The organism is Acinetobacter pengchengensis (genome assembly GCF_982235305.1).
Genome location: NZ_CEVATJ010000001.1, coordinates 2,662,804 through 2,680,437 on the forward strand (window position 1 = coordinate 2,662,804; position 17,634 = coordinate 2,680,437).

At 42.7% G+C, this 17,634-nt stretch carries 17 protein-coding genes and 1 pseudogene; 4 read left to right on the forward strand and 14 right to left on the reverse strand.

Going from position 1 to position 17,634, the window contains the following annotated elements; translation table 11 throughout:
* Positions 1 to 79: 79 nt before the first annotated feature.
* From ftsA to gshB, 6 genes are all read right to left on the reverse strand, one after another.
* Entirely contained in the window at positions 80 to 1,342 is a 1,263-nt protein-coding gene (ftsA, locus tag AC0T5Z_RS12915; RefSeq protein WP_291334268.1) for a cell division protein FtsA, read from the reverse strand.
* 66 nt (positions 1,343 to 1,408) lie between these two features.
* The gene (locus AC0T5Z_RS12920) at positions 1,409 to 2,263 is read right to left on the reverse strand and encodes a cell division protein FtsQ/DivIB (protein ID WP_291334267.1); all 855 of its coding nucleotides are present in this window, start codon (positions 2,261 to 2,263) and stop codon (positions 1,409 to 1,411) included.
* A 2-nt stretch (positions 2,264 to 2,265) separates the two neighbouring features.
* A complete protein-coding gene (locus tag AC0T5Z_RS12925; protein WP_291334266.1) occupies positions 2,266 to 3,195 on the reverse strand; it encodes a D-alanine--D-alanine ligase in 930 nt (309 codons plus the stop codon).
* Between the two features lie 56 nt (positions 3,196 to 3,251).
* Positions 3,252 to 4,700 (reverse strand): UDP-N-acetylmuramate--L-alanine ligase, encoded by a 1,449-nt coding sequence (gene murC, locus AC0T5Z_RS12930; RefSeq protein ID WP_291334265.1) that lies wholly within the window; start codon positions 4,698 to 4,700, stop codon positions 3,252 to 3,254.
* Between the two features lie 3 nt (positions 4,701 to 4,703).
* Positions 4,704 to 5,807: an undecaprenyldiphospho-muramoylpentapeptide beta-N-acetylglucosaminyltransferase gene (murG, locus tag AC0T5Z_RS12935; RefSeq protein ID WP_291334264.1), complete on the reverse strand. Its 1,104-nt coding sequence runs from the start codon at positions 5,805 to 5,807 to the stop codon at positions 4,704 to 4,706.
* Between the two features lie 320 nt (positions 5,808 to 6,127).
* The gene (gshB, locus tag AC0T5Z_RS12940) at positions 6,128 to 7,072 is read right to left on the reverse strand and encodes a glutathione synthase (protein ID WP_291334263.1); all 945 of its coding nucleotides are present in this window, start codon (positions 7,070 to 7,072) and stop codon (positions 6,128 to 6,130) included.
* A 116-nt stretch (positions 7,073 to 7,188) separates the two neighbouring features.
* Here gshB and AC0T5Z_RS12945 point away from each other — a divergent pair, with 116 nt between their 5' ends.
* Positions 7,189 to 7,383 carry a DUF3565 domain-containing protein gene (locus AC0T5Z_RS12945; RefSeq protein WP_070155853.1) on the forward strand — a complete coding sequence of 65 codons (195 nt, stop codon included), beginning with the start codon at positions 7,189 to 7,191 and terminating at the stop codon, positions 7,381 to 7,383.
* A gap of 365 nt (positions 7,384 to 7,748) precedes the next feature.
* Here AC0T5Z_RS12945 and pyrE read toward each other — a convergent pair whose 3' ends face one another.
* Positions 7,749 to 8,399, reverse strand: coding sequence for an orotate phosphoribosyltransferase (gene pyrE / locus AC0T5Z_RS12950; protein WP_291334262.1), 651 nt, complete (start codon positions 8,397 to 8,399; stop codon positions 7,749 to 7,751).
* Between the two features lie 39 nt (positions 8,400 to 8,438).
* On the opposite strand from pyrE, the gene AC0T5Z_RS12955 reads away from it, so the two are divergent.
* The gene (locus AC0T5Z_RS12955) at positions 8,439 to 9,257 is read left to right on the forward strand and encodes an exodeoxyribonuclease III (protein ID WP_291334261.1); all 819 of its coding nucleotides are present in this window, start codon (positions 8,439 to 8,441) and stop codon (positions 9,255 to 9,257) included.
* Positions 9,258 to 10,067: 810 nt separating this feature from the next.
* Positions 10,068 to 10,415 carry a Spx/MgsR family RNA polymerase-binding regulatory protein gene (locus tag AC0T5Z_RS12960; protein WP_291334260.1) on the forward strand — a complete coding sequence of 116 codons (348 nt, stop codon included), beginning with the start codon at positions 10,068 to 10,070 and terminating at the stop codon, positions 10,413 to 10,415.
* Positions 10,416 to 10,510: 95 nt separating this feature from the next.
* Here the strand turns inward: AC0T5Z_RS12960 and AC0T5Z_RS12965 are convergent, their stop codons facing one another.
* Positions 10,511 to 10,948, reverse strand: coding sequence for a DUF2147 domain-containing protein (locus AC0T5Z_RS12965; RefSeq protein WP_291334259.1), 438 nt, complete (start codon positions 10,946 to 10,948; stop codon positions 10,511 to 10,513).
* Positions 10,949 to 11,102: 154 nt separating this feature from the next.
* Here AC0T5Z_RS12965 and AC0T5Z_RS12970 point away from each other — a divergent pair, with 154 nt between their 5' ends.
* Complete coding sequence (locus AC0T5Z_RS12970; protein ID WP_435337038.1) at positions 11,103 to 12,014, forward strand: alpha/beta hydrolase; 912 nt, start codon at positions 11,103 to 11,105, stop codon at positions 12,012 to 12,014.
* 130 nt (positions 12,015 to 12,144) lie between these two features.
* Here the strand turns inward: AC0T5Z_RS12970 and AC0T5Z_RS12975 are convergent.
* The 6 genes and pseudogenes from AC0T5Z_RS12975 to AC0T5Z_RS13000 all read right to left on the reverse strand — a co-directional run.
* Positions 12,145 to 12,468 (reverse strand): annotated as a pseudogene (locus AC0T5Z_RS12975) (NAD(P)H-dependent oxidoreductase); the annotation flags it as partial.
* Between the two features lie 163 nt (positions 12,469 to 12,631).
* Positions 12,632 to 13,312, reverse strand: a complete 681-nt coding sequence (locus AC0T5Z_RS12980) for a glutathione S-transferase family protein (protein ID WP_435337037.1) — start codon at positions 13,310 to 13,312, stop codon at positions 12,632 to 12,634.
* Complete coding sequence (gene dsbD / locus AC0T5Z_RS12985) at positions 13,309 to 15,120, reverse strand: protein-disulfide reductase DsbD (RefSeq protein ID WP_435337051.1); 1,812 nt, start codon at positions 15,118 to 15,120, stop codon at positions 13,309 to 13,311. Before dsbD ends, AC0T5Z_RS12980 begins: the two co-directional genes overlap by 4 nt.
* A 184-nt stretch (positions 15,121 to 15,304) precedes the next feature.
* Complete coding sequence (locus tag AC0T5Z_RS12990) at positions 15,305 to 16,075, reverse strand: transporter (protein WP_435337036.1); 771 nt, start codon at positions 16,073 to 16,075, stop codon at positions 15,305 to 15,307.
* 16 nt (positions 16,076 to 16,091) lie between these two features.
* A complete protein-coding gene (locus AC0T5Z_RS12995) occupies positions 16,092 to 16,634 on the reverse strand; it encodes an ankyrin repeat domain-containing protein (protein ID WP_435337035.1) in 543 nt (180 codons plus the stop codon).
* Between the two features lie 175 nt (positions 16,635 to 16,809).
* A complete protein-coding gene (locus AC0T5Z_RS13000) occupies positions 16,810 to 17,175 on the reverse strand; it encodes an HPF/RaiA family ribosome-associated protein (RefSeq protein ID WP_291334254.1) in 366 nt (121 codons plus the stop codon).
* Between the last annotated feature and the right edge of the window lie 459 nt (positions 17,176 to 17,634).

Genomic DNA, 17,634 nt, shown 5'->3' on the forward strand with positions numbered 1-17,634 from the left:
AATGCTGTTCAACTTCTGGCTTGTCAAGTACCAGCGATGATCCGTACAACTTCCTAACAATATTCCCAAAAAAACTCAACTAAAAAATAGATTTTAACTTTTCGTTCAAGCCTGACCATGCCCGTCCGACACGCCCCCAAACCGATAAGGTTTCAGGGTCTTCATGTTCTAAAATCGTGTCTTGAGTATAGTTTTGACTATAAAGCAATAAGCCTGAAGCCGTTGCATATTGTGAACGGCGTAAGGCAGCCTGATGCGGTTCTTCGGCATAAACTTGTGAAGGATGATTCCCCAAGTGCGCCGAAACACCCAACATACGACGTACCAAGCTGATCATACCTTCAATTTGTGAGGCATCGCCCGCCAAAACCACACCATGATACAAACCATGAATGGCACCGCTTTTTTCGAGTTCCTGACGAATTTGTGCGAAAATTTCTTCATAACGCGCAATAATAATTTCCGCCAATTCAATGCGGCTAATGGTTTGTGGCCCATCAATGCCTTGAATTTGAATCATGTGATCAGGTTTGACCACTTTCATATCTACACAGCCATACAATAGCTTAATCCGTTCAGCTTCTTCGGTTGTGGTTTGTAACACTGCTGCAATATCACGGGTAACATGCTCACCACCACGCTGCAAAGTGTGTGCTAAGGCCAAACGTCCATCTAAATAAACCGCAATACTGGTCGTGCCTGCGCCAATATCTACCAGACACACACCGTATTCTTTTTCATCTTTGAGCAGACTGGCTTCTGCAGTGGCTAAATTCGACACCACCATTTTTTCAACGCCAATATTGGCACCTTTTAAAGCACGGTCTAAATTTTGCATGGTGCTAATCGGCAACATCATCAATTGATAATGCCCCGTCATGCTATGTGCCGACATCCGAATTGGGTTTTGTACCCATTCACCCGAATCATCTAAATCAAAACCGAGTGGTACAGCACTCACCAAATAATGGTCTGAAGTGAGGTGACTGGCTTTAGCCAAGTCCAGTGCGCGCACCACTTCACTGGTGGTAATGGTGTGATCACTACTTTCAATAGGTGTGCGACCTGAAGCATAGAAGCTTTTGAGCTCTGCACTAGGAATAGAAACCCATGCCGAATGCACACGGCATTCCGCCATATCTTCCGCTTCTTGCACGGCATTTTTAATTGCAGTAATCACTTTATCGAGACTGACAATTTTTCCTTTACTCATGCCTCGATTACGTGCGGTGGCCATACCAATAACTTGGATATTGTCTGGCGCATGGACCTTAGCAATCAAAACTGAAACTTTGTGCGTCCCAATGTCAATCGCAACAACCGAGGGAACAGCTTCATTCATTTATTCACTACCATTACCAGTATGTTTAATTTATGGCTTAATGCCTCTATTTTTTAAAGCCCAATATTATGGCTTTGCTCTTATTCCCTCTGCAATGCTTGTGTCATCAATCGTTACAACAAAGTGACCATTTGCAATTTTTGGCGGAATTGAATTTTTCCATTGAATGGCCAAACCATTGCGATAACGCAAATCGATGGCGGATATTTTAGACCATACAGGCTTCAAATCACTTTGTGCAAGATGCCCTAAGCGCTGCAGCTTACTCATGGTTTGATCTTTATCTACAATAACACGTAGACCTGAATCAAACTGCATAAACCACGTCATACGTTCTGTTAAATATAGTTCTTTTAAACGATCGTTAACGGGTAAGAATAATTGGTTAATTTCATTATAACGACGCATCATCATTTTAGATTGATGCGTTGGCCCGTGTAATAACGGTAAATGTTGATTATTTTGTGGCGTGACCTCGGTAAAGACTTCACCGCTGTCACTGAGCAAACGACCTGTACCCCAACGCGCAATTGGATGACGCGGCATGACCCGTACACGAATGGCATTCGGCCAAGCGCGTGAAACCACTACTCGATCTACCCAAGACAACTCCAAAGCGGTATCGCGGATTTGCTCTAGGTTAGAGGTGAAATAGTTCTTGGTCATCACAGGGTTCACATGCATCATCACTTGGCGATGTTCCGCATCTGAACGTGTACCCACTACATCTAGCTTGGCAATTTGTGCATCAGTCATGACTTTATATAGCCCGTACGCACCCACTGCCAGCACGAGCACTGCAACGCACAGCATTACCCAACCGCCAAAATGGATCAGCTTTTCTTTGGCTGTTGGCGGTTTATCATGAATCGAGGTAATCGCTGCCCGTTTACGGCGCAAGGATGCAGGAAGTTGAGCCATATTTAGTGTGCTTCACCTGTAAGGGTTTGTGCCAAAATTGCCACACACAGCTCATCAAAACTATAGCCAACTGCATTTGCCGCTTTCGGAACTAAAGAATGGCTGGTCATTCCTGGTACGGTATTTACTTCCAATAACCAGAAATTGCCCTTTTCATCTTGCATGGCATCAATACGCCCCCAACCACTTGCACCCACTGCTTGGAAGGCACGCAATGCTAAAGCTTGTAACTGTTGCTCTTCGACAGCGCTTAAACCACACGGAATACCGTATTGCACATCGTTACGCTGATATTTGGCTTCATAATCATAGAATGCTACATCTTTCGGTGGTTCTAAACGAATAATCGGTAAAGCCTGACCATTTAACAGCACGATGGTAAATTCACGTCCTGTAATCCATTTTTCAGCCATGACAATGTCATCATGTGCAGTTGCTTTCGCTACAGCATTGGCAAAGTCTTCAACTTTTTCGACTTTGCTCATACCAATACTAGAACCTTCATGCACAGGCTTGATGATGAGTGGTAAGCCCAACTCGGCAACCACGTCTTCAATATTGGAATCTTTGCTAACAATACGGTATGGCGCAGTTGGCAAATCAGAACCTTGCCAAATTTGCTTGGTTTTCACTTTGTCCATGCCAATGGCTGAACCTTGCACGCCCGTCCCCGTGTATGGAATATTCAACCATTCCAAAACACCTTGAATTTGACCATCTTCACCACCGCGCCCGTGTAACACAATAAAGGCACGATCATAATTGACCAATTCGGTCACACTACGTGTGTGTGGATCAAATGCTTCTGCATTCACCCCTGAACGTAGCAGTGCTTCGAGTACTGCTTGACCGCTGTCTAGAGAAACCTCACGCTCAGCAGATTTTCCACCCAACAACACGGCAACTTTGCCGAACTTTGAAGCATTTGACACGTTTATATCCTTAAACTTTAAACTGGTCGATCAAATTCAAACATCACAAGTTGTGATTATTTTAAATACAAATGGTTTTGTGCAAGCTCGATTGAAATCGCCCCCACATTACCTGCACCTTGGGTCAATAACAAGTCATTGGCCTGTAACACTTGTTTCACAATATTCGGTAAGTTGCCATCGTTTGGATCGACTAAAATTGGCTCAACCTGACCACGCAAACGAATACTGCGTGCCAAAGTACGGCTATCTGCGCCAACAATTGGTTTTTCACCCGCAGGATAAACATCCAACAATAACAATTGATCGACTTGTGACAACACCTCAACAAAGTCATCAAAACAGTCACGAGTACGACTAAAACGGTGTGGTTGGAACAACATCACCAAACGGCGGTCAGGATGACTTTGACGCGCAGCTTTAATGGTGGCTTCCACTTCTTTCGGGTGATGTCCGTAGTCATCTACCAATTTCACATTGCCGTCTGCTACCGCAAACTCACCTTGTACTTGGAAACGACGACCAACACCGCTAAAGCCTTCTAAAGCACGGCAAATTGCACCATCAGAAACGCCTTCATCGGTGGCAATTCCAATTGCAGCCAAAGCATTTAATACGTTATGCAGGCCTGGTTGATTCACCGTCACGCGCAATGGTTCGCGGTCTTTACGCAATACGGTAAAGTGTGTACGCATACCATCTTGATCGACATCAATGGCACGAATATCGTTGTCTTCGTTAAAACCATAGGTCAATACCGGACGCCCGATACGTGGCATAATTTCACGGATATTGGCATCATCACCACACACGACAGCTAAGCCGTAAAATGGCAATTTGTGCAAGAATTGAATGAAGGTATCTTTTAAAGTATCAAAACTACCGCCATAGGTGTCCATATGATCGGCATCAATATTGGTCACGACAGCCGCCATTGGCTCTAGGAATAAGAACGATGCATCAGATTCATCGGCTTCTGCCACGATATAACGGCTCGCACCCAATGCTGCATTGACTCCAGTACGGTTTAACAAACCACCAATCACATAAGTTGGATCCATGTTTTCTTCGGCCAACATACAGGTAATTAAACTGGTGGTGGTGGTTTTGCCATGTGTACCCGCCACTGCAATACCATGACGATAACGCATCAACTCGCCCAGCATTTCAGCACGACGCACCACAGGAATACGGGTGTCAATTGCTGCTTTAATTTCCGGGTTTTCTTGGTCAATTGCAGTAGACACCACCAACACATTTGCGCCTTTAATATGGTCTGCCGCATGCCCAATATAAACCTTGATGCCGTTTTCTTCTAATTGCGCTGTGGTTTTTGAGGCTTTGATGTCTGAACCCGATACTTTATAGCCTTGGTTCTTCAAGACTTCGGCAATGCCACACATCCCCGCGCCACCAATACCCACAAAATGAATGTGTTTGATACGGCGCATTTCAGGCACTTTGATTAATTTTTTCGCTTGATCAGCGGGTGTAGATGGAGACATATTTTACTCGAACAAAGCTTGAATAAGACGAACCACGTGTTGTGTTGCATCAGGCTGTGCCTGCTGACGGGCTTTGACCGCCATTTCAGACAACAATTGACGATTCATTAACGGGGTTAATAATGTTGTTAAACTTTCGGGGGTCATGCTGGCTTGCGGACAGATTTTTGCTGCACCAAGATCGGCTAAAAACTTGGCATTGGCAGTTTGGTGATCATCCACTGCGCTAGGCAATGGTACAAATACTGCCGCAACACCTGCAGTCGCGACCTCGGTTACCGTAAGTGCGCCCGCACGACAAATAATTAAATCGGCATCACTATAGGCTTTGGCCATATCTTCAATAAAAGGCTGTACCTCAACCTGTAAATGGTCAGGCTTGTGCGCATAACGTGCCTGCGTCGCTTCGGCATGGTTTTGCCCACATTGATGATAAACATCTAAAGCAACATTCAGTTGCTTTAATGCTTCAGGTACACATTCGTTTAAGGCTTGTGCACCAAGTGAACCACCCACAATTAAAATTCGAATTGGCAAGCCTGCTTTTTCACGTTCCTGATAGCGCCATGCAGGGCTTAAGGTCGCGGTGATTTCTTCACGTACAGGGTTGCCTGTGGTAACGATTTTGTCACTGTTTGGAAAAGTATTTGGAAAAGCCTGACACACCGTTTTTGCCACACGTGACAATTGAGTGTTGGTAAAACCCGCGACTGCATTTTGTTCGTGAATCAGCACAGGAATACCCAAAGCGCGTGCTGCCAAGCCACCTGGCCCTGCTACATAACCACCAAAACCTGCAACTGCATCAACTTTTAATTGTTTCATGTAACGCATGGCACTGAGCGTTGCGCCTAAAATTTTAAATGGCGCAGCCAGTTTACGGATCAACCCGTTGCCACGCACGCCTTGAATATTAATTTGGTAAATCGGGATATTGTGATTTTTAAGCAGACGATTTTCCATGCCCACTGGGGTCGCCAACCATGACACTTGAATCCCTTGTTGCTGTAATTGTTTTGCGACGGCCAAAGCGGGGAAAACATGTCCACCTGTACCTGCGGCCATCATCATGACATGTTTAGGCTGTTGTTGCTGTGCGTCAGTCACGGTTTAATTCTTCAACTCAAAATAATGCAAATAAAAATCTTGTATAAGCTATCAATTGTAATCACAAACGCATGGGCTTGAAAGGTTATTTACTTTTTTTCACCAAGTGCTTGATTGTTTTTTTCTACAGATTTTCAAGTTTAAACTAGTTTTATTATTAATCTACGGATAATGTTAATTTTTATTCAATTTTAGCTGCTTTACTTGAACTCTTTTGCAAAGGTTTTAAGTTGTTTTTTGTATCCCCCTTCTCTAAAAATAAAGCCGCTTTCAAATAGAGAACGGCTTTTGTATTGATACAGTGAGCATAAAGCCCCAATTTAGTTGGGACGACCTGCTTCAAGTACTGCAAATAAATCATCAGCAATAGATGTACCAAACTGTGCGTCAATTTCACGAATACACGTTGGACTGGTCACGTTAATTTCTGTGACATAGTTGCCAATCACATCTAATCCGACAAAAACCAAGCCTTTTTCACGTAAAAATGGTCCAACTTTGGCGGCAATGGCTTTGTCATTTTCAGTCAATGGACGTGCTTCGCCCAAACCACCTGCAGCTAGGTTGCCACGCACTTCGCCATTTTGTGGAATACGCGCCAAACAATACGGTACAGGCTCGCCATTGACCATGAGAATGCGTTTATCACCCTCTACAATTTCTGGAATATAACGCTGCGCCATGATGGGCTGAGTACCGTTGTTGGTCAAAATTTCAATGGTTGAGCCAATATTGACCCCGTCTTGGTACAAACGGAAAATTCCCATGCCGCCCATACCATCGAGCGGTTTAACAATCACATCGCCATGTTGCTGAATAAATTCACGAATCAGGCTTTGTTGTGAAGTAACCAATGTTGGAACTTGTAGTTCTGGGAATTGGGTCGCAAACAGTTTCTCATTACAGTCACGCAAGCTTTGCGGTTTGTTGATGATCCATGCGCCTTCGCGTTCAGCTTGCTCTAAGATATACGTGGTATAAACGAAATTCATGTTAAAAGGCGGGTCTTTACGCATGAGAATGACATCATAATCGGCTAAGGATTCTTTGCGTTTTTCGCCCAATTCGTAATAATGGTTATAGTCTTCAAAGACTTTGAGCGGTGCAATCAGACCAAATGCCTTGCCCTGATCAATATATAAGTCTTGTTGTAATGCATAGCCCAAGGTATGCCCACGACGTGAAGCAGCCCATAGCATTGCCATGGTGGAATCTTTTTTGAGATTGACTGTTTCAATAGGGTCCATCACCACAAGTACGCGCATATTTCGGTGCTCTTTTGAAGAATTGAATAAGCAAAAGTATAGCGGAGTTTGGCTTTGGTTTTGCTGCAATTTTCGTAACACTTTATCCACGATCATCATGTACTTAGGAGTATGCGATGCAACAAGCGATTATTGGCTTTCATTTAGATGAAGAAAATGATTGGGTTGCAGATTTGGCCTGCGGTCATGGGCAGCATGTGCGGCATAATCCGCCGTGGCAAAACCGCCCGTGGGTAATCACAGAACAAGGGCGCAAGGAAAAGCTGGGAGTCATGCTGGAGTGTAAGAAATGTGAGGAGGAAACTGAGTGAATACACTTAGATGTAGATGTATTAGTTGAACGCTCAATAGGAATGAATCAAGCTCAGGTTAGGTAATATTACAGTTCAAATTACCAGCTCACAATGACGACCTAATCGAACCAACTTCAAAATGATCAGTTCACCTTCTTCTGTTTTCTTATAGACGCAGATCTCTAAAGAAACTAAAATTTAATTTTTCTAAGCTTAACATCATGCAGTTCTGATACAAAAAAGTATTCATTATAATTCAATGTATTATTAAAAAAACAAAAACCCAAACCTACCGATCTGGGCTTTTTTTTATAGATTTGTCACGTTCCGAGCTAAATCATTGATCAACGTTCCACACGATCATCAAATAATGCTCATGAGACTTAAACCCCATACTTCACACGGTACGCTTCCATTTTTGCCAAGGCATCTTTTTCACCTTTGGCATCTAAATAATTCATTAAATCTTTCATGGTAATCAAAGCATGTACAGGAATTTCCAGCTCTTTTTGCACTTCCTGAATGGCAGACAAATCGCCCTGGCCTTTTTCTTGACGGTCTAAAGCGACCAATACACCCGCAATTTGTGCGCCTGCATTTTTCAAAATGGTGACTACTTCGCGAATAGCTGTACCCGCAGTGATCACATCATCAATAATCCAAACCTTTTTACCCTCAACTGCAGCGCCAACGAGCACACCGCCTTCGCCATGATCTTTAGCTTCTTTACGGTTAAAGCCCCACGGCACACTCACGCCATGATTTTGAGATAAAGCCACCGCAGTAGCCGCAACAAATGGAATCCCCTTATAGGCAGGCCCGAAAATCACATCTACATTTTTGCATTGCATAAGTTGATCTGCATAGCCTGAAGCCAATAGTGATAAGGCCTCGCCGTCATTCAACAAACCTGCGTTAAAAAAATAAGGACTCACACGACCCGATTTTAAAGTAAACTCACCAAATTTAAGCACACCACGTGATAAGGCGAGTTCGATAAAAGCTTGCGGGTTAAATTGAGCTGGCGATGTCATGAGGTGCTCCAAATTAATACATTGAGGTAAGACCTGAGCATGATACCAAAGAGTAGCTATCCGAGTGATCAAAAAATTCTTCGAGTGGTTTCAATTAACGTCAATGGGTTGCGTTCATCGGTAAGCAAAGGCTTACTCGAATGGTTGGAAAAGTCTGAAGCAGATGTGGTTTGCATGCAGGAAAGTCGTATCACCCACGCCCAATGGACCGATAAGTTTAAGCCCGAAGGCTGGTATACGCATCTATTCCCCGCAGAACGCGCAGGCTACGCAGGTACAGCCATTTATAGCCGTTTGCCGTTTGTTTCGGTGCAAAATGGTTTAGGTTTTGAATTGGCAGACTCACAAGGTCGTTTTATCAGTGCCGAGTTTGATGTAGGACTGGATCATCCAATTTACATCTGTTCACTGTATTTACCTTCCGGCTCTTCAGGAGAAGAAGCGCAAATGCGGAAAGATCACTTTTTAGAAGAGTATCAAAAAATTCTAAAGCAGTGGCGTGAAGAGAATAAATCTATCATCGTCTGTGGCGACTACAACATCGTGCATAAACGTATTGATATTAAAAACTGGTCAGGCAACCAAAAGTCTTCAGGCTGTTTGCCGCATGAACGGGCATGGTTAGATCATATTTATAATGATTTAGGCTATGTTGATACCTTCCGTGAAGTGCGTCAGGAAGCAGAGTTGTATTCTTGGTGGTCAAATCGAGGGCAAGCCCGTGCTAACAACGTTGGTTGGCGGATTGATTATCATGCCTGTTCACCCGACTGGAAAGCACGTACTGTCAATGCTTGGGTGTATAAAGAGGAATGGTTTAGTGACCATGCTCCAGTAATTATTGATTATAAGATTTAGGGACTGTTGGCATTTCATAAATGGCTTGCGCTGTAGGCTAAAACTGAGCAGATCAGGCATGAAACGTAGGGAATAGCGAGACTATTGGCAAGTTTCATAACGCAATCTGAGAAAGTTTTAGCCACAGCCTTTCAGGACAAGCATATTTTTTGCTGCTATTGCGTTATGAGCCAGTCATTTAGAATGACTAAATTTCCTGTCCCATGCCTTATATCAGCTAAAAAATATGCGTAGTCGCAAACATAGACGAATTGCCAATAGTCCCTTATTCACACAAATTTTACTGCCTAAATGAGTGAACACATGTTCACTTAACTGAGGTTCAATTCGCACATAATCTGTCGACTTTGTGCATTTAACTTCAGGGCCATTCAGCGCATTATTGCATCACGGCAAAGGGACAGTCAGGATGACACAAAAGGATTGGAAGCCGAAGGATGGAAAATAAACTAACTGGTTTTGGTTAGTTTCAAGGAAGTAACAATGGACGTTAAAATGAGACCCGCATAATCAGGATGATTAAATGCGGGTTTTCTCTTTTTATCGTCTTATTTTCTGTTTTGCGCTGTTACTGTTGTTCTTCACTGTATTTTTTATTTTCACTTGAGTCTATTCTTAGCAAGTTTTTCATTTTGTTCCGCTTATGCATCCCATTTTAGAGTGATCAAGTGTCAATTTGGTGACATTGGTATGACGTATTGATGACACATACAATTTAAACAGCCAATCATTGTCCACTGCTGGTTTCTAGCGCTTAACGCTGTTTTGGGCTAGGCTATAACCAATTTGATGATATTAACGTGAAAAAATATGTTAAAAATTTATGGTATTAAAAACTGCAACTCAATGAAAAAAGCCTTCGATTTACTCAATGAATTGGGGCTAAGTTATGAGTTTCACGATTATAAAAAGCAAGGGATTGATGCCGGCACTGTCAAAAGTTGGTTAGATGCACTTGGGCAAGATGTGGTACTGAATAAAAAAGGCACCACTTGGCGCAAACTTAGCGAAGCAGAACAGCAAGCCGCTTTGGCCAGTGAGACCAACTTAATTGAGGCACTTTGCACTCACACCAGTTTAATTAAACGTCCTGTCTTAAAAACCGAATCAGGATTTATTGCGGGTTTTGATGAAGTGGCTTATCGTGCTTTGGGTTAAGTTGTAAGAATACCAATAAAAAACCTGCTCATATGGAGCAGGTTTTTTTACATCCAGTGCAATATGATTTCAATTGCAGAGGTTGGAATACAGACTTAGTTCGCACGAACCCATGTTTGGTTACGACCCAATGCCGCTACACCAACGAAACCACGCAATTCAAGTTTCTTACCACCATCGGCAAGTTTACCTTTTAGCTTATAGGTTTTACCTGTTTGGGGATCAAGGATTGAACCACCATCGTAGCTCGTGCCACCTGTATTTTTCAGACCGCGAACAATGGTCAAACCTTTGAGCGATTTGTTGTGATACGGACCTTCACATTTTGTACAGGCATTTTCTTCACCAGGCGTTAAAATTGACTGAATGCTGGCGGTTAAAGTTCCATTTTTTTGCTCAGTAAATTTTACCGTGGCTTTGGGTTGTTTGGTTTTGTCGTCAATTGTTTTCCAAACTGTGCCGTTAAGCGGATCTGCAGCATTGGCCAAAGCGCTTAAACCTAACAGCCCGAATGCAAGTGCAATTTTTTTCATTGTTTTGTTTCCCTGGTCTACTATTAGACAACTTTATTATTAAAAAGTCACAACAAATTTGCAATTTTTGAATGTGACCGTTTAGTGTACCCTTGTAAATTATGTTGGTAAATACACAAATATCCGATCAAATAAAGAACAAGATGGAAAAATCATGAAGATAAGCCCCATGTGGAAACAAATTATTACAGAGCAGTTTTTAAAAACCACCATTCGCAAACCAAGCCAATTTAATTTACCACCCAATTCTGTACGTTTTGCATTGGAGCAAATGTGTCGTTTATTTCCCATGCAAAAGTCGGTGCAAGTACGCGCACTTCGTTTAGCAGGTCTGCATGCCGAAGAATTAAAACCACAGAATGCTACGACACAACTCATTTTTCATATTCATGGCGGGGCTTTTTTTCTGGGTTCGTTAAATACCCATCGGGCATTTTTGAGTCAAGTTGCGGCACGTACCCAAATGCAAGTGATTCATGTCGATTATCCACTTGCACCTGAGCATCCTTTTCCAAATGCTTTGGAAGCTGTATTTGATGTCTATCAAAGTCTGTTGGCGCAAGGAATACAAGCCAAAGATATTATTTTATCGGGAGATTCTTGCGGTGCAAATTTAGCATTGGCATTGGCTTTAAAAATACGTGATGAGCAATTGCCGCAAGTGAGTAGTTTAATGCTGCTGTCACCATTTTTAGATTTAACCCTCACCAGTGAATCGTTGCGTTATAACAGCAAGCATGATGCCCTGCTGTCAATTGAAACGCTGGAAACAGGTATTGATTACTATGTACCGCCTGAACTTGATCGGGCAGACCCGCAAATTTCGCCATTGTTTGATGATTTACATGAATTGCCACCAGTTTTAGTGCAAATTGGTTCTAAAGAAATTTTGCTGGACGATGCAACACGTTTTAAAGAAAAAGCCGAACAAGCAGGCGTAGAAGTGCATTATAAACTCTACACGGGTATGTGGCACAATTTTCAAATGTTTTCACCATGGTTTGAAGAAGCCCAACGTGCATTGGCAGATTTGGCGGAGTTTGCACATCGGCAAGATCAAAGCTAAGTTCAGCCATAACAAGGCTTTGCTAACCAACTCTTTTAGCCGATCCATGTTTATAAAAAGCTCAGCACCTTAAAGCACTGAGCTTTTTTGTTGCAATGATACGTTAAATCGCCTGAATTTTTTGCATTGCAAAGGTTCTTCCCGCCACACTAATGCGGTCAATCCCTGCCTTTAAGGTTGAAGACAAACCAAAGTTATACATGGCTGCAACCACCACCACGACATCGGCATCAATATATTGCTGCATGATTTTCTCACCCAAAGCCGCTTGTTCTGTATCTTGTCCCATTAAAATTTCGGCAGTTAAATGTGGAATTGGCTGTTGTGCCAAATCTAAATAATCGACCTGTATATTGCTATTTTTTGCAGTCAATTGTTGCACAATCGCTTGGCTCAACTGACGTGAAACTGAGTTTTTACCTAAAATACTTGAGTCGATGTGTAAAATTTTCATGCGGATGTTCCAATCTTATATTCATTTAATAACGCTATTTTAATCATGAAGCGAAAATAGAATAATTAGAAAACTAAGACACTATGTTTTATTTTTGGAACAAAAGACCTTTTTAACGCACGAAAACTTCCGCAGTATTTTTCCTAATCCCACTTCTTCCAAGTCATTTTGCTGGGTTTTGATAAGGCTCTAAATAATTGACCCACATTGCTTCTTGTAAAGCTGCCTGTACCCAAGCCTGCATGGCAGGATGTTGCATTACCCGCTGCATATAGTGTCGGCTTTCTACGCTCACAGGCAAAGCATAGCTCATAAAACGTGTCACCACAGGGGCATAAAACGCATCGGCAATGCTAAACTCCCCACACAAGAAACTATCTGCTGCGGGACGTTCCGCCCAAATGTGTTCAATGCGCGCTACATCCTGCCTTAAACCCGAATGTTCTTGCCATAATTTTGCACCCACTTCTGCTAAATTGGCGCGAATATTCATGCCGCATAAACTGCGTAAATCGGTAAAACCGCTGTGCATTTCTGCACTTATGCTACGCGCCCAAGCGCGTTGCTGTGCATCACGTGGCAAAAGTGCCTGTTCAGGATATTGCTCTGCCAAGTATTCGCAAATGGCGAGAGAGTCCCAAACCAATCTACCCCGATCTAATAAGGTTGGCACTTTACCATTGGGGTTAATTTCTAGGACACGTTGTTTAAAATCGCCCTCGCCACGCTCGCAGGGAAAGTTTAGTTGTATTTCTTCAAAGGGCAAGTCAAACGCCTTCAGTACTAACCACGGGCGCATCGACCAACTCGAATAATTTTTATTGGCTATGTACAGCTGCATCATGGCGATGATTCCTGTGTGGTTTGAAGTTGCTGCAGTTGATTTAACAAAGTGCTTTCGTTAAATGCACCCGTTAAACGTAGGCTGCGAATTTCTTGTTGTTGTGCATCCAAAAATAAAAAAGTAGGTGGCCCTAAAATTTCCCATTGATTCAGCAAGGCTTGATGACTTGCATCGTAATGACTTAAATCGAGTTTAATTAAATAAAACGCTGCAAGTGCCTGTTTTACAGTGGAGGATGTCAATACCTGCTGCTCAATCGGACGGCACGCCACACACCAGTCAGCATAGACATCTATAATCATGCGCTGATTTTTCGGAGCTTGGGCGAGTAACTGTTGTAACTCTGTTGCAGTCGTTGCACGGTGCCATTCTAAGACCGTATCGTTTTCCTGCTGCCAAAAACGCTGACTGTGTTGATATTGGGTATAAATCAGATACGGCACCACCACCAATAACGCGCTCAGATAAATTGCCCGCAGCGCACCATGATAGCCACTTAAACGATGCAGCACATAGCCGACAAAACCCAGTCCAAGTGCCAAACTGAGCCATTGCATCCATGCTTCACCCAATAAAGGACGAATGAAATACAACGCCAATGCCAACATAATAAAGGCAAACAGCACTTTGACTTGATGCATCCACAAACCCGCGCGTGGCAAAGCTTTTGCCCCAAGCACACTGGCCAACAATAACGGCGTACCCATACCAAAACCGAGCGTAAATAGCAGCAACGCCCCCTGCATCTGACTTTGGGTTTGTGAAATAAATAATAACGCCCCTGCCAATGGCGCAGTCATACATGGGCCGACCAAAAGTGCCGACAACATGCCCATGAGTGCAGCACCTGCCAAATTACCGCCTTTTTGCATAGATTGCGCCTGATCGAGTCGATTGACCCAAGCACGTGGCAATTTGATTTCAAACAATCCAAACAGATTTAAGGCAAACAGCACAAACAGCGAACTAAAGGCAATTAAAGTAGCAGGTTGCTGCAACCAACGCTGAAAATTCAAACCAGCCGATGACGCAATTAAACCCAATATGGCATAAACCATTGCCATGCTACAGACAAAAACCAGTGCAATCGTCCACGCTTTGACGCCTTTATGTTCACGCACCAACAAAGAGGTCAAAATCGGTAGCATCGGCAAGGAACATGGGGTAAAAGCCAATAAAATCCCTAAACCAAAAAACAGTAGCAATCCATAAGCAAACGAACTTTGTGCCAGTTTTTCTGACCACATTTGATCTTGTGCGGTGATGGGTTGCGCTATCGCAGCACTTGTTGAAGATGCTTGCGTGGAGTTGCTCTGAGTTGTCGAAAACACATTCTGGGGTGGGTTACTGTGTCCGCCCCACAGATTTTTTTGTATTGCACTTTGATTGTCTAAAATCACCAAACCCGTGCTGTCGGTCTGAAATTCAATGCGCTGTGGTGGATAGCAAAGTCGATCTTGCGCACAACCTTGCCAACTCACTTGATAGCGCTGCGCAGCCTGTGTAGGAATTTTAAAACTGACTTGTCGATAATAAACCTGAGTGTGTCCATAGTTTTCATCATAGACATCTTCTGCGGGAGGCAACTCTAAAGCCAGTATTTGCTGTCCATGCTCAACCTTAAATTGATGCTGATACAAATAATATTGTTCAGGCATGTTCCAGCGTAGTTCGGCTTGCTGGGAATTGACCGATTCAACACTAAACTGAAAAGCTTGTTCAGGTGGGAGTAAAGGTGCTTCTGCGTGCAGGCTTAATGAGCACAACAACAATAGACTTGCGAGCAGAAAAGAAAAGCCCTTGTTCATAGAGCGAAAAATATCAGCCATTAGATCAACAGCAGCTTGCCAAAAGGTCTGAAATAAGGACTGCTTCATGTTCTGCTCGCCTCGGCATGAACTTTATTAGGATGAAAATGGATCTGCAGCAAGCTTAATAACTTTGGCCTACTGCAATACAACGTATTTTAAAGCCTTAAATGATTTAAATGGCTTAGAACAAGAACGCCATCCCTAAACCTGCCCGGTAACTTTTATCTACACCGTCTAAATCTACGCCGACACTGGCATCCAGCTGAATGCGTTCATTCAGTGCGTAAATCACCCCTGAAGTTAAGCCATATTCATTATCCTGACTTTCAGCTTTACGATAGACCAATTCTGAAAAACCCGACCATTGATCGTTTAAACGGTATTGAATATTGGGAATCGCTGTAATCGCCCAATCGCTATTTTGCACATCATAACGCATGTTAATGCCTGTTTTTAACAGCTCGCTGTATTGATAGTTGACTGCCGTAGCCAAGATATAAATATCATCTTCTTCACTAAAACCATCATTGCCTGTAGCAATTAAAGCTTGCAACAACACGGCCATAGAAAGTTTGTCGTCATTTAAGTCAATGGCTTGTTTCAAACCAATGCTGACATCGCCTAAACCATCCTCTTCAACTGATTGACCTGCGGTTTTGCTTTTGCTCCATGCAGGACCTTGCCAGCCCAATTGCAACTCTAAATCTTGCGCCAAACCTGTACGTAACAGCATGTCAGCATTGAGGCGAGTGGTTTTAACTTTTTCACCCAAAGCATTGTTGCTTTCCTGATAACTTGCACTTGGCAAAGCTTGTTCCCAAGCCAATTTCCCTACAGGTGTAATACCCGTACTCATTCCTGCACCAGGACGATCAAATTCAAAATCTGCCGCGCTCACCTGCATGCTGATGCCTGCCGCCACGATTAAACCAACTGTTTTTAATGCTGACATATTATTATCTCTGCTCTTAGGCCAATTCTTTGCTCATTTTTGCGCCATAACGACGCAACACTTCTAAAGTCTGTTGTTCTTCTGGCAAAGCATCCGACCACTGTATTTCATCAAAATCACAATCAAACAATAAATCACTAATTGAAGATAGAATAGTTAAACCATCTTCATCTTTGCTGTTCGGATCGACTTTTTCATCCAATAAACGCTGTACTGCAGGAACACACGCTGCAGAGGCTGCATCCCATAACGGGCCGTAAATTTCTTCGGCATCCCATAAATGCAAATTCACTTTAGCTTGAATCAATGCCTCTAAAATATCTAGATGCACTTGTAAATCTTGCTGTTTTTGCTGCTCTGTGAGTGGTTGACCTGCTTCGTATGCTTCACAGACTTTTTCCCACCATTGAAATAAACCATCTGACCAAACTGAAATCACAGGGCCTTTTTCGGCATCCATAAAGTTAGGGTCTAAACCGTCTGCCAATAGGCGTTGCACTTGGGCAAGGTCTAATTCTTCTATTGCTTGCACCAAGACTTGTTGTTGCGCAGTTAACATGCAGAGAGCTCTCTTATTCAATGTTTAATTTAGAACTATTATGCCCAATAAAGCGACATTTGTATGAGATAAATGTCAGCAAATCGTGAATTTTGTGGATTGGCTGCGTGCAAACACTAAAAAGCCTCGCAAAATTTGCGAGGCTCCTAAATACAGTACCTAAACGGTATGATTCTTATTCGTCGTCACCGCCAACATCTGTATCTACAAATTCTGGGCGTACACCACGAGGATTCTCATTTTTCTCAAACGTATGTTCTAGGCTGCGTTTTAAGCGGTCAATCGCACCATGAATGGCTGTATCAATATTATGACCACGGTGATTCACAACCACTGGTTTTAAACCTGCTGGACGAGCTTCAATCATACAACGAATGTCGTCATCACCGCCTTTTTCACCATTTTCATCACTAAAATGCACTGAAAAATGGGTAATACGCTCACTGTGGCGTTGGAATTCATTATTCAGTTCTTCACGAACGTAACTAATTAATCGATCACTGTTTTGAATGTTTTTATCGGTACGGATTTCAATGTTCATAATTTCATCCTCTTGCGTTCGTTATTTCTGAATCTTGTTGTGCCAAAATCTTAAATACATACGTATTGGCTTGTTTATAATATGCTGTTTTTACAGCATAAAGTACATCTTCAACTGCATTTGGAATCACTTCCTCCTACGTGAATGATGAACACTTTTAATTCTGCAGAACCGTGTCCCTATACCCTGAATATCGGGCCTATCTGAAAAATATGCAAGCGATATTTATAGAAAAGCAGCAAAACAATAACCCTTTTATCACCAATTTCAGCTTAGATGTTCAATTAGCGATCAATTTGGATAGCACCATGTTGTTCAATCTATTGCTTATAAGCAACTTGATGCTTTTAAAGGATTTAGTTACATCTACAATATTCTGCTTTGTATTTTTGACCATTGGTTTTAAATCGTTAAAAAACACTCAACCCCCAAAACTGATAAAAACACCCAAAATGACCC